This window comes from Tropicimonas marinistellae, from assembly GCF_001509585.1.
Classification (GTDB): Bacteria; Pseudomonadota; Alphaproteobacteria; order Rhodobacterales; family Rhodobacteraceae; genus Tropicimonas; species Tropicimonas marinistellae.
Genome location: NZ_LNCI01000004.1, coordinates 351,753 through 375,468 on the forward strand (window position 1 = coordinate 351,753; position 23,716 = coordinate 375,468).

Genomic DNA, 23,716 nt, shown 5'->3' on the forward strand with positions numbered 1-23,716 from the left:
TTTACTTTCCTTCGATGGTCAGCGCTTCGTCGATGAGCGCGGCTTGCTGGGCTTTGTGCTGGCTCGCCAAACCCGTCGCGGGCGAGGCCGAGGCCGACCGGCCCGCGTAGGTCGGGCGGCTGTGTTTGGCTTTGATGCGGGTCAGGACCCATTCGATATTGGGCTCGATGAACGTCCAGGCGCCCTGGTTCTTGGGCTCTTCCTGGCACCACACCATCTCTGCGCCCTTGAACCGTTCCAGTTCCTTGACGAGCGAGATCGCCGGGAAAGGATAGAATTGCTCGATACGCAGCAGATAGATGTCGTCGATGCCACGGGCGTCGCGTTCCTCCAATAGGTCGAAGTACACCTTGCCCGAACACATGACGACGCGCTTGATCTGGTCGTCGGGCTGGAGCTTGGTTTCCGAATTGCCGTATTCGGCATCGTCCCAAAGCACGCGGTGGAACGAAGAACCTTCGGTGAAGTCCTCCCGCGTGTTGATGCACAGCTTGTGGCGCAGCAGCGATTTGGGAGTCATCAGCACCAGTGGCTTGCGGAAGCTGCGGTGCAACTGGCGGCGCAGGATGTGGAAGTAGTTCGCCGGCGTGGAGCAATTGGCAACGATCCAGTTGTCCTGTCCGCAGAGTTGCAGATACCGCTCAAGGCGCGCCGACGAGTGCTCCGGCCCCTGCCCTTCGAACCCGTGCGGCAACAGCATCACCAGTCCGGACATCCGGAGCCACTTGCTCTCGCCGGAGGAGATGAACTGGTCGAACATGATCTGGGCGCCGTTGGCGAAGTCGCCGAACTGGGCTTCCCAGAGCGTAAGCGCATTCGGTTCGGCCAGCGAATACCCATACTCGAAGCCGAGCACGGCATATTCTGAGAGCATCGAGTCGATGACCTCGTATTGTGCCTGTCCTTCCCGGATATGGTTGAGCGGGTAGTAACGCTCTTCCGTCTCCTGGTTGGTGAAACCCGAATGACGCTGCGAGAAGGTACCGCGCGTGGAATCCTGCCCGGCAAGACGGACGGGATACCCCTCGTTGAGCAGCGAGCCAAAGGCCAGTGCCTCCCCCGTCGCCCAGTCGAATCCTTCGCCGCTGTCGAACATCTGCTTCTTCGCATCGAGCAGACGGCCGACCGTCTTGTGGAGCGGGAACCCGTCCGGGACCCCCGTGAGCGCACGGCCGACCTCGTCGAAAGCCTCGTCCGAAATCGCCGTCTGACCACGCTGGTACTGATCGCCCTGGCGATCCAGGTGGGACCAGCGGCCATCGAGCCAGTCCGCCTTGTTCGGCTTGAATTCCTTGCCGGTCTCGAACTCCTCGTTCAGATGGGCCTGGAAGGCGGCCTTCATGTCCTCGATCTCGCCTTCCGGGATCAGCCCGTCCTGCACCAGCCGTTCGGTGTAAAGCTGAAGCGTCGTCTTATGCTTCTTGATCCGCTTGTACATGATCGGGTTGGTGAACATGGGCTCGTCACCCTCGTTGTGCCCGAAGCGGCGGTAGCAGAAGATGTCGATCACGACGTCCTTGTTGAACTTCTGCCGGAACTCGGTGGCCACCTTCGCGGCATGCACCACGGCCTCCGGATCGTCCCCGTTCACGTGGAAGATCGGCGCTTCCACAACCAGCGCATTGTCCGTCGGGTACGGCGAAGAGCGGGAGAAGTGCGGCGCGGTGGTGAAGCCGATCTGGTTGTTGACAACGATATGGATCGTCCCGCCCGTGCGGTGGCCTTTCAGACCCGACAGACCGAAACACTCGGCGACCACGCCCTGCCCGGCGAAGGCCGCATCGCCATGCAGCAACACCGGGATCACCGTCTTGCGTGTCAGATCGCCGTTCTGATCCTGCTTGGCGCGGGATTTTCCGAGCACCACCGGGTTCACCGCCTCCAGGTGGGAGGGGTTTGCGGTCAGGCTCAGGTGAACGGAATTCTGGTCGAACTCCCTGTCGGCAGAGGCGCCGAGGTGGTATTTCACGTCCCCCGAGCCGTCCACGTCGTCGGGCTTGAAGCTGCCACCCTGGAATTCGTTGAAGATCGCGCGGTAGGGCTTCATCAGCACATTGGCCAGCACGCTCAGGCGGCCGCGGTGGGGCATGCCGATCACCACGTCGGTGACGCCGAGCGCGCCGCCGCGCTTGATGATCTGCTCCATCGCCGGGATCAGCGATTCCCCGCCGTCGAGACCAAAGCGCTTGGTGCCCATGTATTTGACATGCAGGAATTTCTCGAAACCCTCGGCCTCCACCAGCTTGTTGAGGATCGCACGGCGACCTTCGCGGGTGAACTGGATTTCCTTGCCGAACCCCTCGATCCGCTCCTTCAGCCACGCGGCCTGTTCCGGATCGGAGATGTGCATGTACTGCAGTGCAAACGTGCCGCAGTAGGTGCGCTTCACGATCTCCACGATCTGCCGCATCGAGGCCATCTGCAGGCCGAGCACATTGTCGATGAAGATCGGCCGGTCCATATCGGCATCGGTAAAGCCGTAAGACGCCGGATCGAGCTCCGGGTGCGGGGTGGCGTCACGCATGCCGAGCGGGTCGAGATCTGCCACGAGATGCCCCCGGATCCGGTAGGCACGGATGATCATCAATGCGCGGATCGAGTCGAGAACCGCCCGTTTGACCTGCTCGTCAGAGACCTCGACGCCCTGCTCTTTCGCCTTGGCCTTGATCTTCTTGCCCGCGTCCTTGACCTCGTCAGCCGGCCATTCCCCCGTCAGCGCCGCCGTCAGTTCGTCGGCAACGTAGCCACTGTGCCGCGCCCAGGAGGGTCCGGTCGCTTCGGCACGCACCTCGGTTTCCGCATCTCCCAATTGCCGAAAGAACTCCGCCCAGGCCTGGTCCACCGATTCCGGATCGGAGGAGTAGCGTGCGTATAGCTGCTCGACGTATTCGGCATTGTGCCCCTGCAAAAAGCTGGAGGCATGGAAGATGTCGTTCTTGCTGTGCTCGGTCATGTTGGCACCTTCGAGTTATGTTTGGCCGCAACGATGCGGCAGGAGACGGGTCGGGCGGCTTGGAACGGCCTTACCCCGGGCCATTGCGGGTGGCCCGGGACAGTGTCTGGACAAGAGAAGCACGTTCGCGACGCTTCTGAAATGGTCATGTCATGCTCCCCTCCCAAGGAGCGGTACATCACCCGATTGCTTCGAGCACCGCTTCGCCAAGTTGCGCGGGGCTTTCGGCGACGACAATACCGGCGGAGCGCATGGCTTCGATCTTGTCCTCTGCACCGCCCTTGCCGCCGGCGACGATGGCGCCGGCATGGCCCATGCGACGGCCCGGAGGCGCCGTGCGGCCGGCGATGAAACCCGCGCACGGCTTGGAGCGGCCCTTCTTTGCCTCATCGGCCAGGAATTGCGCGGCCTCCTCCTCGGCGGAACCGCCGATCTCGCCAATCATGATGATCGACTCGGTTTCGTCGTCGGCAAGGAACCACTCCAGCACGTCGATGTGCTCGGTCCCCTTGATCGGGTCACCGCCGATGCCGACGCAGGTGGACTGGCCAAGGCCCGCAGCAGTCGTCTGGGCGACGGCCTCGTAGGTCAACGTGCCGGAGCGGGAGACAACACCCACGGAACCGCGCTTGTGGATATGACCGGGCATGATGCCGATCTTGCAGGCATCGGGCGTTATCACCCCGGGGCAGTTCGGGCCGATAAGGCGCGTGTCGCTGTCTGCCAGGGCGCGTTTCACCTTCATCATGTCAAGTACCGGAATACCCTCGGTAATGCAGACGACAAGCTCTATCCCGGCATCGATGGCTTCAAGGATCGAGTCCGCCGCGAACGGGGGCGGAACGTAAATCACCGACGCATTCGCCTCTGTCACGGCCCTGGCTTCATGAACGGAGTTGAACACGGGCAGGCCGAGGTGTTCCATTCCCCCCTTGCCCGGCGTCACGCCGCCGACCATCTTCGTGCCGTAGGCTATCGCCTGCTCGGAGTGGAAGGTGCCCTGGCTTCCCGTGAAGCCCTGACAGATAACCTTGGTATTTTCATCTACAAGTACGGCCATGGTGGTCTCTTCTCAGTTGATAGCGTCAATGGCGATTTGTCCCGCTCGGAGCGCTGCGGCACCTTCGGGGTGGTTGGATGGAAAAAGCTCGGCCCGGTCCGGAAAGAAGAGCCTTCTCACTTCTTCGTTGCTGGGCGCGAGCCTGTTCCGGACATCGGCAACTCGTTCCGGCGTCACCTCCAGCGGTGCACCGTCAGCGCCCCATTGCTCTGCCGCCTGGCAAAGCGCCGCTCTCAGCGACTGAAGCGCCTCATCCAACGTCTCGTCGGAGGCAATGTGCCGGTTGATCAGAAGGAACGCGTCCAGCGATTTCCTGGTCAGCGACGGATTGCGGAATTGTGGGCGAACGAGCCCGTCCGAGGGCGTCCCGAGGATCTCGCAGTAGTCCTCGACCAGATCGCCGCCCGCCAGCGCATCCCGCTCCAGAATCCGAACGACCAGGCGATCCTTGCCAACGGTTTTGATCCATTGGCGCAGGTTTCGCATGTGGTCGCCGTGCCCGCGCTGCAGGAAGTTCTCGGCAAATTCGTCAAAGGTCTTGTCCACGCCGCGGCGGACAGCCTCGGAATAGGCGCTCGGCAGGAGGTCTTCCTGCCGGCGGAGATAGACAATGTATGTTACCTCATCGAAGTTCCGGCCCAACATCTCATCAAACGCGGCGATCCGCTCCGCGTCGAAGACGTATGGCCAGACATGTTCGCTTGACGCAATCCAGGTGTGGATGTTCGGACCCGCGTTTGCGAGCCCCGCCTCGAAACGGCGCATCATCGTGTCGGAATAGCGTCTGGCCGCCTTCAGGTCATCGATACCGACAACCCGGCGAACGAACGGATCGGGCGGCAGATGCCCCAGACTGGCCAGTGCCGCGATCGGAAATTCCCACTGACTGGAGATTTCCTCCACGATCCGATCGTAGAGATATCCGCGTTCTGCCAGGACTTGCCGATTTTCCGCCAACAGTATCTGCAGCGTGGTGGAGCCCGTTTTCGGCCGTCCGATATGGAACATCGCCCTCATTGCAGCACCTGTTCGCGGCGGCGATGCGTTGATCCATTTTCACCGGAATTCTGGACCGCACGGGCTTTTCCCGAGACGGAACCCGCAGGAGCGACGCCAAAGCCATCGAGATCCCCAAACGCAAGTTGCAGAGCGATGTCGGCCATGTCCTGCGTCGCGTCGGTGCCCCCTTCGGACTTGGAGCAACTGGCAGCGGACGTGGGGGGGAACAATGCATCGCGCTCAGGAAAGAAGGCGGCGCGCAGCTTCTCGTTGCTTTGCGCGTTCGCGCGCCGGATTTGATCGACCTGCGCGGCGGACAACGCCAACCGGCGATCCGAAACCGCGCTGTTCATGAGGGTTTTCTCGACCTCTCGCAGACGCTTTTCGACATCCGGGCGCCGGCGTATTCCGCGTTCCTTCAGGCATATGTTTGCCCGGCGAAGGAACTCCGCCACCCCAACGCTGAGCGCCTCGTTTGCGCGCGGCGGAACGGGCAGGCCCGACGGATCGATGCCGATTGCCTGCGCGAAATCAGCGACGAGATCGCCGCCCGCAAGCGCATCCGGTTCGAGCAACCGCAGACTGAAACGATCGCGCCCAACACCGTTGACCCAGGTTTGCGCGAGTTCGAAGTAATCCCAACCGGAGGCGTTCCGAAGAAACCCGTCGAGGGTCTGGGTCGATCCCTGTCGCAGAACCTGTGAGTACCGGCTGAGCAACCGATCTTCCTGGCGCCGGATGTAGCAAAGGTACCGGATGTCGGAAAAGAACTGCCCCATCCAGTCGTCGAGCGCGCGCACGAGTTCCGGCGTTCGCGAGAGAGTCCCCAGGTCTTCGCAGGAGAAGACCCAGGTCGCATCGGGATGGGCGCCCACAGCCTCGCGAAACGTCTCGGTGTAGGCCGCCGCGACCGATGCCTGCGCCCGCAGGTCCGTCAGGCCGAACACCTTGCGAGTCTGTCCGTGCTCTTTTGGAAAAAGGCGGCCGGCACGATCCATCTGGCAGATTGCGATCTCCACCTGTGCGCGCCGCCACGTCTTACCCGGATAATGAATGCGGTCGTAGGCCGCGCCGCGCTCCGGCAGTCGGCTGGCATTCCTCTGGAGCCACCCCTGAATCGAGGTGGTTCCAGTCTTTGGAAGGCCGATATGTACGACTGCGCGCATGTCCGGTTCTTTCCGTTTGGGGAGGCCCGACCAGGGCCATCCCCGGTTGCAGGTTTCGGTGCCTTACTGAGCCGCCGATTTCACAGCTGCAACGATCTTCTCGGCCCCGTCCTTGAGGTTGTCCGCAGCGATCACGTTCAGGCCGGACGTATTGATGATCTCCTTGCCCTTCTCGACATTGGTGCCTTCGAGGCGCACCACGAGCGGCACTTCGAGTCCGACCTCTTTCACGGCGGTCACGACGCCCTCGGCAATCACGTCGCAGCGCATGATGCCGCCGAAGATGTTCACAAGGATGCCCTTCACGTTCGGATCCGACGTGATGATCTTGAAGGCTTCCGTGACCTTTTCGGTGGTCGCCCCGCCGCCCACGTCGAGGAAGTTCGCCGGTTCCGAGCCATAGAGCTTGATGATGTCCATCGTCGCCATCGCCAGGCCCGCGCCGTTCACCATGCAGCCGATCTCGCCATCGAGGGCGATATAGTTCAGGTCGAACTTGGAGGCTTCGAGTTCCTTCGGGTCCTCCTCCGTCTCGTCGCGCAGGGCGGCGATGTCCGGGTGGCGGTAGATTGCGTTGCCGTCAAACCCCATCTTGGCGTCGAGCGCCTTGAGATCGCCCTTGTCGGTGACGATCAGCGGGTTGATCTCCAGCATCTCCATGTCCTTGTCGGTGAAGAGCTTGTAGAGGGTCCCCATCAGCGCCACGCATTGCTTTACCTGCGGCCCTTCGAGACCGAGCATGAAGGCAATGCGGCGACCGTGGAACGGCTGGTAGCCGGTTGCCGGATCGACGGAGAAGGACAGGATCTTCTCCGGCGTCGATTCCGCAACTTCCTCGATGTCCATGCCGCCTTCGGTGGAGGCAACGAAAGACACGCGCGACGTGGCGCGATCGACCAGCAGGGCCAGGTAGAGTTCGCGGTCGATGCCCGAGCCGTCCTCGATGTAGATCCGGTTGACCTGCTTGCCGGCATCGCCGGTCTGCTTCGTCACCAGCGTGCGCCCGAGCATCTTCTTGGCTTCGTCGGCGGCTTCCTCGACCGACTTGGCAAGGCGAACCCCGCCCTTTTCACCGGCATCGGCCTCCTTGAAGGAGCCCTTGCCGCGACCACCGGCATGGATCTGAGCCTTGACGACCCAAAGCGGACCGTCGAGTTCTCCGGCTGCCGTCTTGGCCTCTTCGGCCTTCAGGACGACGCGGCCATCACTGACCGGGGCGCCATAGTCGCGAAGCAGAGCTTTCGCCTGGTATTCATGGATGTTCATGAACTTGTCCCGTCTTGCTGCGATTTTTGCCTGCTTGGCATGCCAGCGTGTACATTCAAACTCTTTTATGGGGGCGTTAGCGCAATCCGACCCAAAAAAATGCCCTTTGTGATCACAGGGGAAATAAGCGTGATCACAAATGCATCCACGTGGGTACTTTGCGGTCAGCGCGAAAGAGAATCACCCGGCACAGCGACTAGGTGAATTGCGTCTGATATGCCGGTTCCCAGCCCCCGCAAACGGGCAGGCCGGGGGTGCGATCACACCGGTGATACTTGGCTGACGACGACCTCGTAGAGGAGTTTCACGGAGACGAGCGCAAGCGCGACCTCGATCAGCAGGAAGAATACCCGCTCCGGCAACCAGCGCGAGATGCGCGCACCACTCCAGGCCCCCGCGATTGCCAGCGGCGCAAGCCAGGCCGCCTGGGACAGGCTATGCCACGTGACTTGCCCGGCAAGAATGAACGGCGGCATCTTCATCAGATTGACCACCGTAAAAAAGATCGTCGTCGTTCCGAGATAGACCATCTTGTCGAGACGCTGTGGCAAGACGTAGGCCTGAAAGGGTGGGCCGCCCGCGTGCGAGACGTAGCTCGTCAATCCCGCCAAGGAGCCCCAGAAGAGCCCGCGCGGAACGTCGGCCGGCCGAACGCGCGGCTCTCCTTTCGAGAACCTGTCACGCAGCGCGCTGACGAGATAGGACAGCCCAATCCCGGCCACGAGCAGTTTGACCGCATCGCCCGGCACGTAGGAGACCGCGAAGAATCCGACCAGGATGCCGCCAATCGCACCGGGCAGGAGTATTTTCAGATTGCGCGCGGAAAACGCCCTGCGAAACAGATAGACGGCATACCAATCCGCAACGATGTAGATCGGCAAGAGAAGACCGGCGGCATGCGCCGGATCCATGAAGAGCGACATCAACGGCACCGACAACAAGGCGATCATCGGAATGCCGCCCTTGGACAGGCCCATCAGGAACGCCGCGAGACCGGCCACAATCCAGTATTCCAACAGGTCATCTCCGAAAGGGCGGCCAACGGACTCGTTCTATGGGCCCGCCTCGCAGGGTGCAAGCAACGGTGCTCGCACCCGATGCCTGTGCCCGGAAATCTCCGAAGCACCGCACGCCCGGTATTGCGGTGGATTACCCGGGCGACCCGATACGAAAACGCCGCAGCCGGTATCCCAGCTGCGGCGTGTTCACGTGTGTTTCAGGTGCGCTGGATCAGGCCAGCGACGGCTCGATCCCCTTGCAGGCTTCGACAAGGCCCTTCACCGCGTTGACGGAGTTGTCGAACATCGCCTGCTCTTCCTTGGACAGCTTGATGTCGACGACCTTCTCGACACCGCCGGCACCGATGATGGTCGGCACGCCGACATAGGTGTCCTTCAGACCCAGCTCGCCATCGCAATAGGCAGCGCAAGGCAGCAGACGCTTCTGGTCCTTGAGGTAGGCCTCGGCCATCTCGATGGCGGACGTGGCAGGCGCGTAATAGGCAGAGCCGGTTTTCAGCAAGCCAACGATCTCGGCGCCGCCGTCACGGGTACGCTGCACGATCGCGTCCAGCTTCTCCTGCGTGGTCCAGCCCATCTCGACCAGATCCGGCAGAGGGATGCCGCCAACGGTGGAGTAACGCACCGACGGAACCATCGTGTCGCCATGGCCGCCCAGCACAAAGGCGGTGACGTCCTTCATGGAGACGTCGAATTCGAGGCTGAGGAAGTGGCGGAAGCGGGCAGAATCCAGCACGCCAGCCATGCCACAGACCTTGTTGGTCGGCAGGCCGGAGAATTGCTGCAGCGCCCAGACCATCGCGTCGAGCGGGTTGGTGATGCAGATGACGAATGCGTCGGGGCAATTGTCGCGGATGCCCTCGCCGACCGACTTCATGACCTTGAGGTTGATCCCGAGCAGGTCGTCGCGGCTCATGCCGGGCTTGCGCGGCACACCGGCGGTGACGATGCAGACATCGGCCCCGGCAATATCGGCGTAGTCCTGCGTGCCCTTCAGCTTGGCGTCGAACCCTTCGGAGGGGCCGGACTCGGCGATATCGAGCGCCTTGCCTTCCGGAGTGCCTTCGGCGATGTCGAAGAGGACAACGTCGCCAAGTTCTTTCATCGCGGCGAGATGCGCGAGCGTACCGCCGATCTGCCCGGCACCGATGAGGGCAATCTTGGGTCTGGCCATGTTCGTGTTCCCTGGGTTTGGTTGAGTTCGGCGCCGTGCCTAGCCATTTGGCGGGCAACGCGCAAGGTCACGTCAGCGCGGCACAAGGATGCACTTGTTCCCGATGCATACAGATGCGCACAATGATGTGTCAGACCGCTCCTTCGCGTTGCGCTCGCACCCGCGACGCTTCCGCCGACGCCTCTTTTTCAGGCGCGTGTGCGAATTCCGCAGCCGCCTCGGACCAAACGGCGGCAACGACCACGAGGACGAGACTGAACAAACGGACGATTCTGCGAATGCGCATCGGAAGCTCCCTCCGGACCGGAACACGACTGTGCCGGAGAAACGGTTAACGGTAGGTCAACTCCAACGGATCGCCGTCCCGGGATGCAGGCAGCGACACCTTCGCCTGCGCACGTTTCTTGCGTTTTCCGCGGTGCGGCATTTCATATCTTGCGCGGCCTGAAAAGGTGTGGTCTCTGCCGGAGGCGAAACGTCAGGAGAGTCTCATGGATCTTGCCGCCCGCCCCTATCGCTCGGTGCTCTACATCCCCGGTTCCAAGGAACGCGCCCTGGAAAAGGCGAAGACGTTGCCCGTGGATGCGATCATCTTCGATCTCGAGGATGCGGTCGCCGTGGAGGAGAAAGCCAACGCGCGCGCGCTGCTGACGCGAACGTTGTCCGACGGAGGCTACGGCGCACGCGCACAGATCGTTCGCGTCAATGGGGCGGAGACCGAATGGGGCGATGCGGATCTTTTTGCCGTTATGGAGATCGGCCCCCAGGCAATCCTCTTGCCCAAGGTGGAGAGCATCGGACAGGTCACGGAGGTGGCCGAGAAACTCGATGCGCACCCGGCCTGCGCCGACACCCAGATCTGGGCCATGATCGAAACGCCGCGCGGTGTGCTGCACGCGCATGTGATCGCCACGGCGCCCCGCATGAGCGGCTTCGTACTGGGGACGAACGACCTCGCCAAGGATCTGAACTGCCGCTTCCGCGCCGACCGGCTGCCCCTGCAGACGTCTCTGCAAACCTCCCTGCTCGCGGCGCGTGCGGCGGGGATCGTCTGCCTGGATGGTGTCTATAATGCCTTCAAGGACGACGACGGCCTGCGCGCCGAGTGTGAGCAGGGCCGCGACCTCGGAATGGACGGCAAGACGCTGATCCACCCCGCGCAGGTGGCTGTCACCAACGAGGTTTTTGCACCAAGTGAGGAAGAGGTCGATTTGGCGCGCCGCCAGATCGCCGCCTTCGACGAGGCAGAGGCCAAGGGGCTTGGCGTTGCTGTCGTCGATGGAAAGATCGTCGAGAATCTGCATATCGTGACGGCGAAGGCCACGCTGGCGAAAGCGGAGGCCATAGCGAACATGGCATGAGGAGGCCCCAATGGGCTGGATTCTACTCGTTCTCGGCGTCGCGCTCTGGTGGGGCGCGCATCTATTCAAACGCGTCGCACCGGAAAAGCGGGCGATGATGCCCGACCAGCAGGCCGCTGGAATGGTGACGGCCGGGCTGGTCGCCTCCATCGTGCTGATGGTCATCGGATTTCGGGCCGCCCCATTCGTGGAAGTCTGGTCGCCACCGTCCTTTTTGCGCCACCTCAACAACCTGCTGGTACTGGTTGCGATCTATATGATGTCGCCCGCGCCGAAACGCGGCCGGCTGCTCAACAGCATGCGCCACCCGATGCTGGCAGGCTTCAGTCTCTGGGCCGGCGCGCACCTCCTCGTCAACGGTGATCTCGCGTCCATTCTGCTCTTCGGCGGGCTTCTGGGCTGGTCGCTGGTCGCGCCGGTTCTGATCAACCGCGCCGAACCGGATTGGACACCGCCGGAACCGGGCAGCATCGCAAAGGACGGGATATTCCTTGCCGGGTCCGTGGTAATACTGCTGGTCATCGGTTTCGTACACGGCTGGCTCGGCTACCCGGTGTTCGGAGCATGAGCCAATGAGACTCTTCCGATTTCTGACCGAGGACGACACGTCAGCCTTCTGCCACAAGGTCACCGAGGCTTTGAACAAGGGCTGGCACCTTCACGGCGACCCGACCTATGCCTTTGACGCTGCACGCGGCGTGATGCGGTGCGGTCAGGCCGTGGTGAAGGATGTGTCGGGCACCTACAGCCCCGATCTCAAACTGGGAGAGCAATAGCCATGGCCAAGACGAACCCCGGCCGATTCTTCGAAGACTACCGGCTGGGTGAAACCATCGGTCACGCCGTCCCGCGCACGATATCGGGCGGCGAGCGGGCGCTCTATCACGCGCTCTACCCGGCGCGTCATGCCCTCGCCTCTTCGGATGAATTTGCCCGCGCCTGCGGCTTGCCCGCGGCGCCGATGGACGATCTGATCACCTTCCACACCGTCTTCGGCAAAACCGTACCGGATATCTCGCTGAATGCGGTCGCCAACCTCGGATACGCGGAAGGGCGGTTCCTGACGCCGGTCCATGCCGGCGACACATTGCGCTCGGAGAGCACGGTCATTGGCCTGAAGCAGAATTCGAACGGCAAGTCCGGCGTCGTCTATGTCCGCACCACCGGGCGCAACCAGAATGATGAAAAGGTGCTGGAGTACGTCCGCTGGGTGATGGTGCGCAAGGGGGACCTCGAAGCGCCGGCACCGGAGACGGTCCTGCCGGACCTCGCGGAGGCCGTATCCGCATCCGATCTTGCCATTCCCGAGGGGCTGGATTTCACCGGCTACGATTTCGCGCTTGCCGGTGAACCGCACCGCTGGGGCGACTACGACGTCGGCGAGCAGATCGACCATGTCGATGGCGTAACCATTGAAGAAGCCGAGCACATGATGGCCACCCGGCTTTGGCAGAACACGGCAAAGGTCCATTTCGACGCCACCTTCCGCCCCGACGGCCAGCGGCTGATCTACGGCGGCCATGTCATCTCGCTGGCGCGGGCGCTGAGCTTTAACGGGCTCGCGAATGCGCAATTGATCGTCGGGCTCAACGCTGGCGCCCATGCCAACCCCTGTTTCGCCGGCGACACGGTGAAAGCGTGGTCGGAGGTTCTGGACAAGGCCGAGACCTCCGCCCCCGGCGTCGGTGCAATCCGCCTGCGCCTCGTCGCCATGAAGGGCGGCGCGCCATTCCGCCTGAAGGGCGACAATGGCAAGTATCTGCCCGAAGTCCTGCTCGACCTGGATTACTGGGCCCTGATGCCAGTCTAGAGATGAACCAGGGGCACGCCGGAACAGCGTGCTCTCCTGTTCAACGCGATGGGAACGGCCCGCTCGATCGCTCTGAGCGTGGGTCGGCACGTCTGCCGATAGCATTCGGATATATCGCAGGTATTTCATCGTGGTCGGCAGAGTTTGAAGGCAGCCCGCACTGATGGAACGCCGTCCACCGTCCGGTGTTGGCACCATACCCGCCATGATTTGTCGGCATCCCTTGTCTCGCATCGCCTCTCCCTTCCCGCCCGGCGCCCTGCACCTGCCCCAGATGCGTGTCACCGACATGATTCGGCGCAGCCTCTCGATCCGACGCGATTCCGAGATTCGGGCGCCTCAGAACGCCATTTCACGCGGTTTTTTGTCGATTCGGGGCCCAATGGACAATTTCGCGACACGACACCTATCGCGCGCGGCACCCCGCACCTAATTTGTGATCACACTTCATTGGCCGTGATCACAAATCCCGACTTTGACCCGTATTGCGCCAATTAACCGCGCCGATTCGGTCCGCATACACGTGACACCGCCCACGAATGTATTAGAGAACAGGGCAAAGGCGGGCCCTGCCCCGCGCTATCAAAGGGAGCCAGATCTCATGGCAGACGTGAACCGGGGGAACCGCCCCCTGTCGCCCCACCTCCAGATCTACAAGCCGCACATCCTCATGGTCAGCTCGATCCTGATCCGGATTACCGGCAATGGGATGACGGTCGGAATCCTCCTCGTCCTGTGGTGGCTACTGGCTGCCGCGGCCGGTCCGGAAGCCTACGAAGCGAATATTGCTTGGCTCACGAAATGGTGGCTGGCGAAGCTGGTCTGGTTCGGTCTGATCTGGGCTCTGTGGTATCACATGCTGGGCGGTATCCGGCACATCATCTGGGACGAGGCCGTTGGCCTGGAACTGGAGACAGCCGAGAAACTCGGCTGGTTTCTCGTAATCGGATCCGTCGTCGGCGCAGTGCTGACCTCGATCGTCCTGCTTATCGTCTGATCCGGAGGGTTCCATGCAATACCTGACCGACCGCAAGCGCGCCGAAGGCAAGGGATCGCTCGCCCATGGCGCCGAGCACCAGCTCGAAGTCACCACCAGCTCCTACATGATGACCGCACTGGTTGTCCTGTTCCTGTTCCGCATCGCGCCGCTCATCGGCGCCCCCTACGAGGTCGTCGTCGAAGGGCTCACACGGCCGTTCAACTTCGTCATCATCGCCCTCTTCGTGGTCTCGACCACGTATCACTGGCGCTTCAACATCAAGAAGGTGTTCGAGGATTACGTCCCGCACGGCTGGGACTTCGCCGGGATGATCATCACCACCGCGCTTGGCTGGTTCTTCTGTGGCCTGGGTCTCTTTGCCCTGGCCAAGATCCTGATCGCCTCCATGATCGCCGGCTGAGCTGGGAGAAAGAAATGACCGCATACGATATCACCCACCACACCTATGACGTTGTCGTCGTCGGGGCCGGCGGCGCCGGCCTCCGGGCAACGCTCGGCATGGCCGAACAGGGGCTCAAGACGGCCTGCGTGACGAAGGTCTTTCCGACCCGCTCGCACACCGTCGCCGCGCAGGGCGGCATCGCCGCCTCGCTCTCCAACATGGGTCCCGACCATTGGCAGTGGCACATGTACGACACCGTGAAGGGCTCCGACTGGCTCGGCGACACCGACGCGATGGAGTACCTCGCCCGCGAGGCGCCCAAGGCGGTGTATGAGCTGGAACACTACGGCGTACCCTTCTCCCGCACCGAAAAAGGCCGGATCTACCAGCGGCCCTTCGGCGGCCATACCACCGAGTTCGGCGAAGGCCCCCCGGTGCAGCGCACCTGCGCCGCCGCCGACCGGACCGGCCACGCCATCCTGCACACGCTCTATGGCCAGTCGGTCAAGAACGACGCGCAATTCTTCATCGAGTACTTCGCCACCGACCTCATCATGTCGGAAGACGGGTCCTGCCAGGGCATCCTGGCCTGGAAACTCGACGACGGCACATTGCACGCCTTCAACGCCAAGATGGTGGTGCTGGCCACCGGTGGCTACGGCCGGGCCTATTTCTCCGCCACCTCGGCGCATACCTGCACCGGCGACGGCAACGCGATGATCGCCCGTCAGGGCCTGCCGCTTCAGGACATGGAGTTCGTGCAGTTCCACCCCACCGGAATCTACGGCTCGGGCTGCCTGATCACCGAAGGCGCCCGCGGCGAGGGCGGATACCTCACCAACTCCGAGGGCGAGCGCTTCATGGAACGCTACGCGCCGACCTACAAGGATCTGGCGTCGCGCGACGTGGTTTCGCGCTGCATGACGATAGAGATCCGCGACGGTCGCGGCGTCGGCCCGAACAAGGACCACATCTATCTGCACCTGAACCATCTGCCCCCCGAAACGCTCGCCGAGCGCTTGCCGGGCATCACCGAGAGCGCCGAGATCTTCGCCGGGGTGGACTTGACCAAGGAGCCGATCCCCGTGCTTCCGACGGTGCACTACAACATGGGCGGTATCCCGACGAACTACTGGGGCGAAGTGCTGAACCCGACGGCCGACAACCCCGATGCCATCGCGCCGGGCCTCATGGCCGTTGGCGAAGCCGGCTGCGCCTCCGTGCACGGCGCCAACCGTCTTGGCTCCAACTCGCTGATCGACCTCGTGGTCTTCGGCCGCGCCGCCGCCATCAAGGCCGGTGAGGTTGTCGACCCCGAAGCGCCGAACCCGGAGCTGAACCAGGCGAGCCTCGATGCGGCCATCGGAACATTCGACAAGTTCCGCTACGCCGACGGCTCCATCACGACCGCGGACCTGCGGGACGAGATGCAGCGCACCATGCAATCGGATGCCGCCGTCTTCCGGACCGACAAGACCCTCGCCGAGGGTGTCGAGAAGATGAAGGCGGTTGCCGCCAAGCTGGACGACATCAAGGTCACCGACCGCTCGCTGGTCTGGAACAGCGACCTGATGGAAACGCTGGAACTCAGCAACCTCATGCCCTGTGCAATGGCGACCATCGTGGGTGCCGAGGCGCGCAAGGAAAGCCGCGGGGCGCATGCCCACGAGGACTACCCGGACCGCGACGACGTCAACTGGCGCAAGCACACGCTGGCGGTGGTCGACGGGCCGGACGTGAACCTCACCTATCGCCCCGTGCATCTTGACCCGCTGACGACCGAAGCCGAAGGTGGAATCGACATAGCGAAGATTGCACCGAAAGCGAGGGTTTACTGATGTCCATCCGGGTCAAGCTGCTGACAGCCGCAATTGCACTGATCGTCGTCCTGCCGGGAACGGCCCCAGCGATGGGAACCGTCGAAGAACAGCGTTCGGCGATCCTGGACTGCAAACGCGTACGTGGCGTTGGCGGCTCGGCCTGGCTGGAACAGGGCAAAGTCTCTCCCACCGACACCGAAATGTCGGTGCGGATCGTTCCATATGATCGCGTGACCTACATGGATGCGGATGCCATCAACACCTGTGCCGCCCAGCGGCTCGGGCTGTTGCCGGCGGAAGGCCGTCTCACCGCGAGGCAGCGGACCGTCGTCCGCTCCATCCGCGCGCCGGGCGGCTACGCCCGCGTCGATTGCGGCCGCAATCCGTCGATCCTGTACAAAGGCGATCTCTATTGCCAGTGGGCGCGGCGCTGACATGCGGCGCACCCCTCGCCCCTTCTTCGAACCCAAGCCTTGCGGCGGCACATGGACCGCACGCGGAAAGCTGAGGTGACCTATGGTTCAATTCACCCTCCCCAAGAACTCCAAGATCAAGGTCGGCAAGACCTGGCCAAAGCCGGAAGGCGCCAAGAACGTGCGCAAGTTCCAGATCTACCGCTGGAACCCGGATGACGGGAAAAACCCGCAGCTCGATACCTATTTCATCGACCTGGACGATTGCGGTCCGATGATCCTGGACGCGCTGATCAAGATCAAGAACGAGATCGACCCGACGCTGACGTTCCGCCGCTCCTGCCGCGAGGGTATCTGCGGCTCCTGCGCAATGAACATCAACGGCATCAACAAGCTGGCCTGTATCTGGGGCATCGACGACCAGAAGGGCGACATCAAGATCTACCCCCTGCCGCACATGCCCATCGTCAAGGACCTCGTCCCGGACCTCACCCACTTCTACGCCCAGCATGCCTCGATCATGCCCTGGCTGGAAACCAAGACCCCGGCGCCGGAGAAGGAATGGCTGCAAAGCCCCGAGGACCGTGCCAAGCTCGACGGCCTCTATGAATGCGTCCTCTGCGCCTCCTGCTCCACCTCCTGCCCGGCCTATTGGTGGAACGGCGACCGCTACCTCGGCCCGGCCGCGCTGCTGCACGCCTACCGCTGGCTGATCGACAGCCGCGACGAGGCCACCGGCGAGCGCCTCGACGACATCGAGGACCCCTACAAGCTCTACCGCTGCCACGTCATCATGAACTGCACCCAGACCTGCCCGAAGGGCCTGAACCCCGGCAAGGCAATCGCCGAGATCCGGCTGATGGCGCAGGAACGGCTGCACTAACCGCTACGGCAGGCAAAGCAATGGACAAAGGCCCGGGGCGCGCGCGCTTGCCCCGGGCCTTTCTCGTCTCAGGTCCTCTTGTTGGCGCCCGACCCCTTGCCGGAGGCATCATCTTCCGGGAGAGGATCGGTCACGCACCAGCGCCGGCAGCGGTGCGATTCAGTTGCCGCCCCACCCTTGCGGAACCCTGCCGTCGCGGCCAGTCTCGGCGCGCATGCCACCTTCGGAGCCGCCATGAAAGCCCCTGCCGACGCCAACGCCCGCCGCGCGATCCCACCTGTCATCTGCTATCCCGACACCACGCTGCCGCGCCCCGATCCGGCCGCCATGGCAGCGCATCGCGCCCGCCTGGGACCGTCCGATACCGTGATCGTTCCGCCGCGAGACGCGCGCTGCTTCCGCGTCCCGGCCGGCGGCGCCTTCCGGATCACCTGCGTGGAAGGTCCCCAGGTCGGCGATCTGAACCTGTGGAATGCGAACGATCTCTCCGAGCGCTTCTATTCCGGCAAGACGCGCGCCCTCCACGGCACGCACCTCACAACCGGCGACCGGATGTGGTCCGTCTTTCCCTATCTGCGCCCCATGGCGACGATCCTGCAGGACACGCTCGACTGGTACGGGATCGACGCCCACGGCGGATCGGTCCACGATGTCATCGGCACCCGCTGTGACCCCTACACCAATACGCTCCTGGGCGGCGATCCCTATCACCATTGCTGCCATTCCAACCTGATCCGCGCCCTTGCCTCGGAAACCGGTCTGCCGCTGGCGGCGGCCGAGGCCCATGTCCACGATGTGCTCAATGTCTTCATGTGCACCGGCTTCACCCGCGACACCGGGCAATACTTCATGAAGGCCAGCCCGGTCCGACCCGGTGACTACATCGAGTTTATCGCCGAGATCCCGCTCCTCGGCGCGCTTTCGGCCTGCCCCGGCGGCGATTGCTCGGCCGAACACTCCTCGGATACCGCCGCCTGCTATCCGCTGATGGTGGAGGTCTTCGCGCCGCCCGCAGGCGCCCCGCCCTGGCCCGAACCGCAGCTCAATGGCTACGACGGGAGCCACGGCCTGCCGAACGGCTGAAACGGCGGTTGGCGAGACCGTCGCAGCATGCCCCGCGTGCCTGACGCCCCACGACGGCGCCCCTCAAGATTGAACGCGCCGTCTCCGCTCCGTTCATCGCCACCCACGCCCACCCCGGCATGGGACAAGGGCACAGCCCGCCGTGCTCTCGGGCATTGCAGAAGCAATGCCCCGCGCCGGGCAAAGGCCGAAGTCCGCCGCGCGATGGGATCAGATGCGAACCGCTGTTCCGACCCCCGGAGCGACCATCGTCCGAACGGATCAACCGGATTGCCTGGAAGCCCCACCGGAGCACCGTGAGGTGTAAAGAAACGGTAAATCCGCGCCTCTAACCCATTGATATTGCACAACCTGAAAATTGTCCCACCGTGAGACACCCCGGTCAGTACATCCGCGCGCCCGGGGCGACCTCGCTGTCAGGGGCCAGCAGAACGACCTCGCCGTCCCCGTCCGGCACCCCCAGCACCAGAACCTCCGACATGAATTTCCCGATCTGCCGGGGCGGGAAATTCACCACGCCCATGACAAGCCGGCCCGGAAGCGTCTCCACATCGTAATGCCGGGTGATCTGGGCGGAGGTTTTCTTCTCCCCGATCTCCGGCCCGAAATCGATCCAGAGCTTGATCGCCGGCTTGCGGGCCTCGGGAAAGGGCTCCGCCCGCAAGACCCTTCCGACACGGATGTCGACCTTCAGGAACTCGTCGAAGGAAATCTCGCTCATCTGCCAAGCTCCCGGCTTCTGTCGGCAGCGGCCGCCACCGTTCGGCACATCAGCACCGGCAGCCCGTCCTCTTCGCTCATCAGCACCTGCAGACCCGCGGCCGTGGTTCCACCGGGAGAGGTTACGTTGATCCGCAATTGCTCCGCGCTTTCATCGGACCCGGCCAACAAAGCGCCAGAGCCCGCGACCGTCGCGCGCGCCAGATCCATTGCGAGTTCGGCGGGCAACCCCTGTGCCTCGGCCGCCAACGCGAGCGCCTCGACCATATGAAAGACATAGGCGGGGCCGGACCCGGACACGCCCGTCACCGCATCCATCTGCGTCTCGCTTTGCAACCGGACGACCTTGCCCACGGCCGAAAGAAGTTGCTCGGCCAGTTGCATCTGCGGCTCGGAGACCTGCGAGCTCCCGATAATCGCGGTAATCCCCTGCCCAACCGCCGCCGGCGTATTGGGCATGGCACGGATCACGGGCGTCTGCGGCCCGAGCGCATCTTCGAAACGCGCAATCGGCGTGCCCGCCGCGACACTCAGGAAGAGCGTGCCGCCTCCGCCAAACGATGCGATTCCTGGCAGTGCCTCATCCATCATCTGCGGTTTGACCGCCACCAACACGACCGCCGGGTTCTCGGGAACCTCCAGGTTGAGCCTGACGCCCTGCGCCGTTAGCCAATCTGAGGGCTTGGGATCCAGCACGGTCACGGACGCCGCCGGCACTCCCTCGGCGAGCCACCCTTGCAGCATCGCCGACCCCATCTTTCCGCACCCCAGAAGCACCAGCCCGCGCTGGCGCAGATGTTCCATGTCCATCGAGACCCCCTGTCACTTCGGACAGGAAACTAGGGCCGGTCTGCGGCAACCGCAACGCCTTGATTGTCGGGGACGGTGCCCGATATGGCCGCGTTACGAAGCGCCCTGTTGGAGTCTGTCTGCTGGAAGCGTCTATGCGCGGCCGTAAGCTTCCGCGATGGCAATCTCGAGCGCAGCTTCCGGTTCCTGATCTCCCCAAACAACCAACTGGAATGCCGGGTAGTACCGCTCGGCCGCCATGACGGCGGTCCCGATCAAACGATCAATCTGATCCGGCGTCGCAAGCTGTCCACCGGACAGCAAGAGACCATACCGATAGGTCATGAGCTGCTGATCGCGCCAATACGTGAAGGCCCCTGCCCAGCATTTATCGTTGATGCAGTTCAGCGCCTCGTACAGTTTCGGCAACTTTTCTTCGTGAGGTTCCATCTCGAAGGTGCAGATCAGCCGGAGCGTCTCGTCGTAGGCCGACCACGCGAGCGTAATGGAATAGGTCCGCCACTGGCCCTCCACAGCCATCGCAATCTGATCGTCCGCGATGCGGTCGAAATCCCAGGCGTTGGATTCCGCCAGGGTCTCAACGATGTCGATTGGATGAACGTCTTCTGTCAGAAACTCTTCGGAGAGTGACATGCCGGGCCTCATTCGTTGTCGCCCCAGTCTTTTGAGTTGCAACTAGGGCTTGGTGCCTGCTCTAGGTTCGGCGGGATGAGCCGCCGTCCTTACAACATATGGTGCGAGCAAAGAGAGGCCTGTGTAAAGAAGTATTTTCGTGACAGTCAAGCGTCGCCGCAAATGTGGCAGTTGATTGCACCCTGCCAGCGAGATTTGCAGCAATGCGACTTGAGGGAACCGGATGGGGAACTGTTTTGCGTGTTGGTCCAATGCGCCGAGCGCTCTGGCCCCGGAATCGGAGTGCGTTCGGCATCCGCCCCCAAGCGATACCGGGGCCATGAAAGGGTGCGATTTCCGATTCTGACCAACACGGTTGGCACCGTCTCGCACACAGCCATCGAACCGAAAGCCATGGCTCGCGACGAACGGAATCGGCACCGGTTGATGGAAATTCCGTTGCCTGTCCCGGAATGGTCTCAACCTGCTCCGGGGCCTTTCGGCCGACCGACCCATCGGAGCCGTCGCCGACGCAATCAGGTGTCGTTTGCACGCAAGAGGAATGCGTCGAAAAACCGGGCCAATTCGTCGTAGCCATCGAGCGGGAGAACGTGTGCAATGTACTGGTCGGGACGCACCACGATCATGCAACCACGCGCCCGATCGATACCACGCATCTCGAATATGTCCCCCGCCCCCTTGTGATCGACGCAAAAGACCTTCTCGTGGTCTTGCAGGCCAAGCGTTCCCTTAGTGGGCTTCAACAGGGTTGGCATCTCTTCGTACGCGAGGTCTTCGAACGTTTGCTGGAAGACAGCGCGCACATCGAACAACGCGTCGATATCCTCGTCTGGTTTCGTGTATTTCAGAACTGGCGAGTTCGCGTCGGTTTCGAGCCAGTCGGCAAGCCTATGGATTGCCGAACCGGGGGAGGAGCCGTCGTTCCGGCCAGCGAAGGCGTAAATCCGCCAACGGCCATCCGCTTCGGCGACGTGACCAAGCTGCATTTGCATGGCATCCGAAACACGTACCACCGGAGCGGAGTGGAAGCGGCGGCCGATCTCCTCGCCGGTTGCCAACGCCTGATGGATTGGCGCTCCGACGAGCATCGATTGATCGTATCTGACGGCGAGGCCGCCGGTGAACTCCAGATTCTCGATGAACTGTTTCTGAAAGCGCGGCATGTCTAGGCCATCGAGCTCGGATTCTCCCGGAGGAGCCGACATGATCCGCGCCCATTCATGGTCCGTGTCGACGAGCCGTTTTGCCTCTACCCATCGTTCCGCAGAGTAGCTGTGCAAGAGGCTTGCATCCGTGCGCCCCTGAAACACATGTGCCAGCTTCCAACCAAGGTTGAACGTGTCTTGCATCGAGACGTTCATTCCTTGGCCAGCCTTCGGGCTGTGCGTATGGCAAGCGTCTCCGGCAGTGAAGACACGGGGCGTTCGCCCCTCGGTATCGCCGTCGGGCACGTCATCGAAACGGTCGGTCATCCGGTGGCCGATTTCATAGATCGACCACCACACGACTTCCTTCACGTCTATTGTGTATGGCCGCATGATCCGGTTGGCCGCGGCGATCATGTGGTCTGCCGTGAAATTGCGGCTTGCAACGCGTTCGTCCGGGTTGAGCTTGTCGAGTTCCACGTACATGCGGAAGAGGTAACCACCCTCGCGCGGCAGGATCAGGACATTGCCCTCCTGCGCCGAGGCGATCAGGCATTTCTGGCGCACATCCGGGAAGTCGGTATTGGCAAGTATGTCCATCACGCCCCACGCCTGATGCGATGCATCACCATGCAACTCGCCCCCGATGGCCTTGCGCACGTTGGACCGGGCTCCGTCGCAACCAACGACGTAGTTCGCACGCAAGACAGCCGTCTCACCGGCATTGATCCCGGTGTTTTCCAGCGTGACGGTCACTGGATGCTCGTCAGTGGTCGTGTCGACCGTCAGGTCGCGGAGCGCCCATCCATAGTCCGGTTCCAGCCGCGACGGTGATTTCCGGGCCACGTCGAGAAAGAGCTCGTGCACGCGCGCTTGGTTTATCAATGTATGAGGCATCTCGGAGGAATCGTCGGCCACGTCCTGCACACGGCCAATTCGCCGGATATGCGCCGGATTCTCAGGGTGCGGCGTCCAGAATGTCGTCTGGTTAACCCAATAGCTTTCGCGCTTGACCTTTTCACCAAAACCGAAGGCTTGGAACATCTCCATCGTGCGGGTGTTCACGCCGTCGGCCTGACCTTTCTCGATTGGCCCAGGCTTCCGCTCAATGATCATCGTTTTGATCTCAGGGAATTGTGAAAGCTGCGCGGCGAGGCACAGGCCAGCCGGACCACAACCGACAATGAGCACATCGACCTTCTCCGGAAGCGGCGCGAATTGTGTGCGGTCACGCCGCTCAGGTGCAGCGTTCTTGATGTCCGGGTTTCCCCCGCGAAAACCGTCGAGATAGTATTGCATCTTTCTCCCCTTCCAGCGCACGGCCGGTCGCACCTGCGACGCCCTCCCAAATAGTATCTATGCTTACTAAGCTGGGTCAATAAATAAATACGTATACATATTATACTGCGTAATAATTTGTTTTTATTATTTTTTTGCCCTCCAATCTGAAATCCATCACGTCACCGTCCCTGTCTCGGAGTGTCGCGAATCTGCTCTCACCGGCCCGGCAGCGATCTCGGAACCGACCATTTCGATCTGCCGAGCGTTGCCCAAGTGGTGGGAGCCGGTGGGTCTCGTTTCAGGGCGGATTAACCGAAGTCGATCTCGCCAGTTGAGAATGCCTTTCTCTGGACTGTTTACTGGGCTACCGCAGACCAAAAGCGACCAAACCGGTGAAGGTCGCCGCGAACCGCCGCTCATTCGCAATTCCGAAAGGCCCCGGGCTCACCGCCAGTCCCGGCCGATCGAAACAACCGGACACGCGGCTGGCCGCACATGTGCGCAACGATGCGGGACCACGGTCCGGTGAGACGGTGCCGATCCCATAGTCTACGCCGTTCTTCGGTTTCGACACCTCTGCCGGGATGAGCCACCGTCGCGCATACGGGTTAGATCGGCTGGAGCGGACGACAACGTATACCTAGCGGAAGGTGGGTCAGCCCTGTCGCCACGATGCCTTGGCTTCGGCATGGCTCCCACCAAGATCACTGTTCTGGAGGGGACTGACGTGGTCGTGGC

General features: G+C 62.5%; 21 protein-coding genes. 10 read left to right on the forward strand and 11 right to left on the reverse strand.

The genetic code is table 11. The annotated features are described in order from the left end of the window. Nucleotide 1: 1 nt before the first annotated feature. The 7 genes from ARC39_RS10500 to mdh all read right to left on the reverse strand — a co-directional run bounded on the left by ARC39_RS10500 (nt 2) and on the right by mdh (nt 9,637). On the reverse strand, nt 2-2,953 hold the full coding sequence (locus tag ARC39_RS10500; protein ID WP_068114110.1) for a 2-oxoglutarate dehydrogenase E1 component: 2,952 nt from the start codon (nt 2,951-2,953) through the stop codon (nt 2-4). 178 nt (nt 2,954-3,131) lie between these two features. After that, the gene (sucD, locus tag ARC39_RS10505) at nt 3,132-4,013 is read right to left on the reverse strand and encodes a succinate--CoA ligase subunit alpha (protein ID WP_068114114.1); all 882 of its coding nucleotides are present in this window, start codon (nt 4,011-4,013) and stop codon (nt 3,132-3,134) included. 12 nt (nt 4,014-4,025) lie between these two features. Next, nucleotides 4,026-5,030: a hypothetical protein gene (locus ARC39_RS10510; RefSeq protein WP_149866383.1), complete on the reverse strand. Its 1,005-nt coding sequence runs from the start codon at nt 5,028-5,030 to the stop codon at nt 4,026-4,028. Next, nucleotides 5,027-6,178 carry a hypothetical protein gene (locus ARC39_RS10515; protein ID WP_068114119.1) on the reverse strand — a complete coding sequence of 384 codons (1,152 nt, stop codon included), beginning with the start codon at nt 6,176-6,178 and terminating at the stop codon, nt 5,027-5,029. Before ARC39_RS10515 ends, ARC39_RS10510 begins: the two co-directional genes overlap by 4 nt. 63 nt (nt 6,179-6,241) lie before the next feature. Continuing rightward, a complete protein-coding gene (gene sucC, locus ARC39_RS10520) occupies nt 6,242-7,444 on the reverse strand; it encodes an ADP-forming succinate--CoA ligase subunit beta (RefSeq protein ID WP_068114122.1) in 1,203 nt (400 codons plus the stop codon). A gap of 260 nt (nt 7,445-7,704) precedes the next feature. Further along, nucleotides 7,705-8,460: a sulfite exporter TauE/SafE family protein gene (locus tag ARC39_RS10525; RefSeq protein ID WP_236545229.1), complete on the reverse strand. Its 756-nt coding sequence runs from the start codon at nt 8,458-8,460 to the stop codon at nt 7,705-7,707. 214 nt (nt 8,461-8,674) lie between these two features. Then, a complete protein-coding gene (gene mdh / locus ARC39_RS10530; RefSeq protein ID WP_068114127.1) occupies nt 8,675-9,637 on the reverse strand; it encodes a malate dehydrogenase in 963 nt (320 codons plus the stop codon). A 491-nt stretch (nt 9,638-10,128) separates the two neighbouring features. Between mdh and ARC39_RS10535 the strand changes: the two genes are divergently transcribed. From ARC39_RS10535 to ARC39_RS10580, 10 genes are all read left to right on the forward strand, one after another. After that, nucleotides 10,129-10,998, forward strand: a complete 870-nt coding sequence (locus ARC39_RS10535) for an HpcH/HpaI aldolase/citrate lyase family protein (RefSeq protein ID WP_068114133.1) — start codon at nt 10,129-10,131, stop codon at nt 10,996-10,998. 10 nt (nt 10,999-11,008) lie between these two features. Beyond that, complete coding sequence (locus ARC39_RS10540; protein ID WP_068114135.1) at nt 11,009-11,566, forward strand: NnrU family protein; 558 nt, start codon at nt 11,009-11,011, stop codon at nt 11,564-11,566. A 4-nt stretch (nt 11,567-11,570) separates the two neighbouring features. Beyond that, nucleotides 11,571-11,774: a DUF1737 domain-containing protein gene (locus ARC39_RS10545; RefSeq protein ID WP_068114139.1), complete on the forward strand. Its 204-nt coding sequence runs from the start codon at nt 11,571-11,573 to the stop codon at nt 11,772-11,774. A 2-nt stretch (nt 11,775-11,776) separates the two neighbouring features. Continuing rightward, the gene (locus ARC39_RS10550; protein ID WP_068114140.1) at nt 11,777-12,808 is read left to right on the forward strand and encodes a MaoC family dehydratase; all 1,032 of its coding nucleotides are present in this window, start codon (nt 11,777-11,779) and stop codon (nt 12,806-12,808) included. 601 nt (nt 12,809-13,409) lie between these two features. Beyond that, nucleotides 13,410-13,805 carry a succinate dehydrogenase, cytochrome b556 subunit gene (gene sdhC, locus ARC39_RS10555; RefSeq protein ID WP_068114143.1) on the forward strand — a complete coding sequence of 132 codons (396 nt, stop codon included), beginning with the start codon at nt 13,410-13,412 and terminating at the stop codon, nt 13,803-13,805. Nucleotides 13,806-13,818: 13 nt separating this feature from the next. Then, the gene (locus tag ARC39_RS10560) at nt 13,819-14,208 is read left to right on the forward strand and encodes a succinate dehydrogenase, hydrophobic membrane anchor protein (RefSeq protein WP_068114145.1); all 390 of its coding nucleotides are present in this window, start codon (nt 13,819-13,821) and stop codon (nt 14,206-14,208) included. 14 nt (nt 14,209-14,222) lie between these two features. After that, complete coding sequence (gene sdhA, locus ARC39_RS10565) at nt 14,223-16,028, forward strand: succinate dehydrogenase flavoprotein subunit (protein WP_068114147.1); 1,806 nt, start codon at nt 14,223-14,225, stop codon at nt 16,026-16,028. Continuing rightward, entirely contained in the window at nt 16,028-16,444 is a 417-nt protein-coding gene (locus tag ARC39_RS10570; RefSeq protein WP_068114150.1) for a hypothetical protein, read from the forward strand. The genes sdhA and ARC39_RS10570 overlap by 1 nt, the downstream gene beginning before the upstream one ends. 82 nt (nt 16,445-16,526) lie before the next feature. Continuing rightward, entirely contained in the window at nt 16,527-17,306 is a 780-nt protein-coding gene (locus ARC39_RS10575) for a succinate dehydrogenase iron-sulfur subunit (protein WP_068114153.1), read from the forward strand. 234 nt (nt 17,307-17,540) lie between these two features. Next, complete coding sequence (locus tag ARC39_RS10580; protein WP_068114155.1) at nt 17,541-18,389, forward strand: urea carboxylase-associated family protein; 849 nt, start codon at nt 17,541-17,543, stop codon at nt 18,387-18,389. A 382-nt stretch (nt 18,390-18,771) separates the two neighbouring features. Here ARC39_RS10580 and ARC39_RS10585 read toward each other — a convergent pair whose 3' ends face one another. From ARC39_RS10585 to ARC39_RS10600, 4 genes are all read right to left on the reverse strand, one after another. Continuing rightward, nucleotides 18,772-19,110: a tRNA-binding protein gene (locus ARC39_RS10585; RefSeq protein ID WP_068114157.1), complete on the reverse strand. Its 339-nt coding sequence runs from the start codon at nt 19,108-19,110 to the stop codon at nt 18,772-18,774. After that, nucleotides 19,107-19,919, reverse strand: coding sequence for a pyrroline-5-carboxylate reductase (gene proC, locus ARC39_RS10590; protein WP_068114160.1), 813 nt, complete (start codon nt 19,917-19,919; stop codon nt 19,107-19,109). The genes ARC39_RS10585 and proC overlap by 4 nt, the downstream gene beginning before the upstream one ends. Nucleotides 19,920-20,051: 132 nt before the next feature. Then, nucleotides 20,052-20,552: a type III secretion system chaperone family protein gene (locus ARC39_RS10595; RefSeq protein ID WP_068114161.1), complete on the reverse strand. Its 501-nt coding sequence runs from the start codon at nt 20,550-20,552 to the stop codon at nt 20,052-20,054. A 515-nt stretch (nt 20,553-21,067) separates the two neighbouring features. Then, a complete protein-coding gene (locus ARC39_RS10600) occupies nt 21,068-22,996 on the reverse strand; it encodes an FAD-binding monooxygenase (protein WP_068114164.1) in 1,929 nt (642 codons plus the stop codon). Nucleotides 22,997-23,716: the final 720 nt, after the last annotated feature.

What these genes read in the sequence shown, in the direction of transcription:
- ARC39_RS10500 (WP_068114110.1), bottom strand. Translation starts at nt 2,953, where the DNA reads ATGACCGAGCACAGCAAGAACGACATCTTCCATGCCTCCAGCTTTTTG.
- sucD (WP_068114114.1), bottom strand. Translation starts at nt 4,013, where the DNA reads ATGGCCGTACTTGTAGATGAAAATACCAAGGTTATCTGTCAGGGCTTC.
- ARC39_RS10510 (WP_149866383.1), bottom strand. Translation starts at nt 5,030, where the DNA reads ATGAGGGCGATGTTCCATATCGGACGGCCGAAAACGGGCTCCACCACG.
- ARC39_RS10515 (WP_068114119.1), bottom strand. Translation starts at nt 6,178, where the DNA reads ATGCGCGCAGTCGTACATATCGGCCTTCCAAAGACTGGAACCACCTCG.
- sucC (WP_068114122.1), bottom strand. Translation starts at nt 7,444, where the DNA reads ATGAACATCCATGAATACCAGGCGAAAGCTCTGCTTCGCGACTATGGC.
- mdh (WP_068114127.1), bottom strand. Translation starts at nt 9,637, where the DNA reads ATGGCCAGACCCAAGATTGCCCTCATCGGTGCCGGGCAGATCGGCGGT.
- ARC39_RS10535 (WP_068114133.1), top strand. Translation starts at nt 10,129, where the DNA reads ATGGATCTTGCCGCCCGCCCCTATCGCTCGGTGCTCTACATCCCCGGT.
- ARC39_RS10540 (WP_068114135.1), top strand. Translation starts at nt 11,009, where the DNA reads ATGGGCTGGATTCTACTCGTTCTCGGCGTCGCGCTCTGGTGGGGCGCG.
- ARC39_RS10545 (WP_068114139.1), top strand. Translation starts at nt 11,571, where the DNA reads ATGAGACTCTTCCGATTTCTGACCGAGGACGACACGTCAGCCTTCTGC.
- ARC39_RS10550 (WP_068114140.1), top strand. Translation starts at nt 11,777, where the DNA reads ATGGCCAAGACGAACCCCGGCCGATTCTTCGAAGACTACCGGCTGGGT.
- sdhC (WP_068114143.1), top strand. Translation starts at nt 13,410, where the DNA reads ATGGCAGACGTGAACCGGGGGAACCGCCCCCTGTCGCCCCACCTCCAG.
- ARC39_RS10560 (WP_068114145.1), top strand. Translation starts at nt 13,819, where the DNA reads ATGCAATACCTGACCGACCGCAAGCGCGCCGAAGGCAAGGGATCGCTC.
- sdhA (WP_068114147.1), top strand. Translation starts at nt 14,223, where the DNA reads ATGACCGCATACGATATCACCCACCACACCTATGACGTTGTCGTCGTC.
- ARC39_RS10570 (WP_068114150.1), top strand. Translation starts at nt 16,028, where the DNA reads ATGTCCATCCGGGTCAAGCTGCTGACAGCCGCAATTGCACTGATCGTC.
- ARC39_RS10575 (WP_068114153.1), top strand. Translation starts at nt 16,527, where the DNA reads ATGGTTCAATTCACCCTCCCCAAGAACTCCAAGATCAAGGTCGGCAAG.
- ARC39_RS10580 (WP_068114155.1), top strand. Translation starts at nt 17,541, where the DNA reads ATGAAAGCCCCTGCCGACGCCAACGCCCGCCGCGCGATCCCACCTGTC.
- ARC39_RS10585 (WP_068114157.1), bottom strand. Translation starts at nt 19,110, where the DNA reads ATGAGCGAGATTTCCTTCGACGAGTTCCTGAAGGTCGACATCCGTGTC.
- proC (WP_068114160.1), bottom strand. Translation starts at nt 19,919, where the DNA reads ATGGACATGGAACATCTGCGCCAGCGCGGGCTGGTGCTTCTGGGGTGC.
- ARC39_RS10595 (WP_068114161.1), bottom strand. Translation starts at nt 20,552, where the DNA reads ATGTCACTCTCCGAAGAGTTTCTGACAGAAGACGTTCATCCAATCGAC.
- ARC39_RS10600 (WP_068114164.1), bottom strand. Translation starts at nt 22,996, where the DNA reads ATGCAATACTATCTCGACGGTTTTCGCGGGGGAAACCCGGACATCAAG.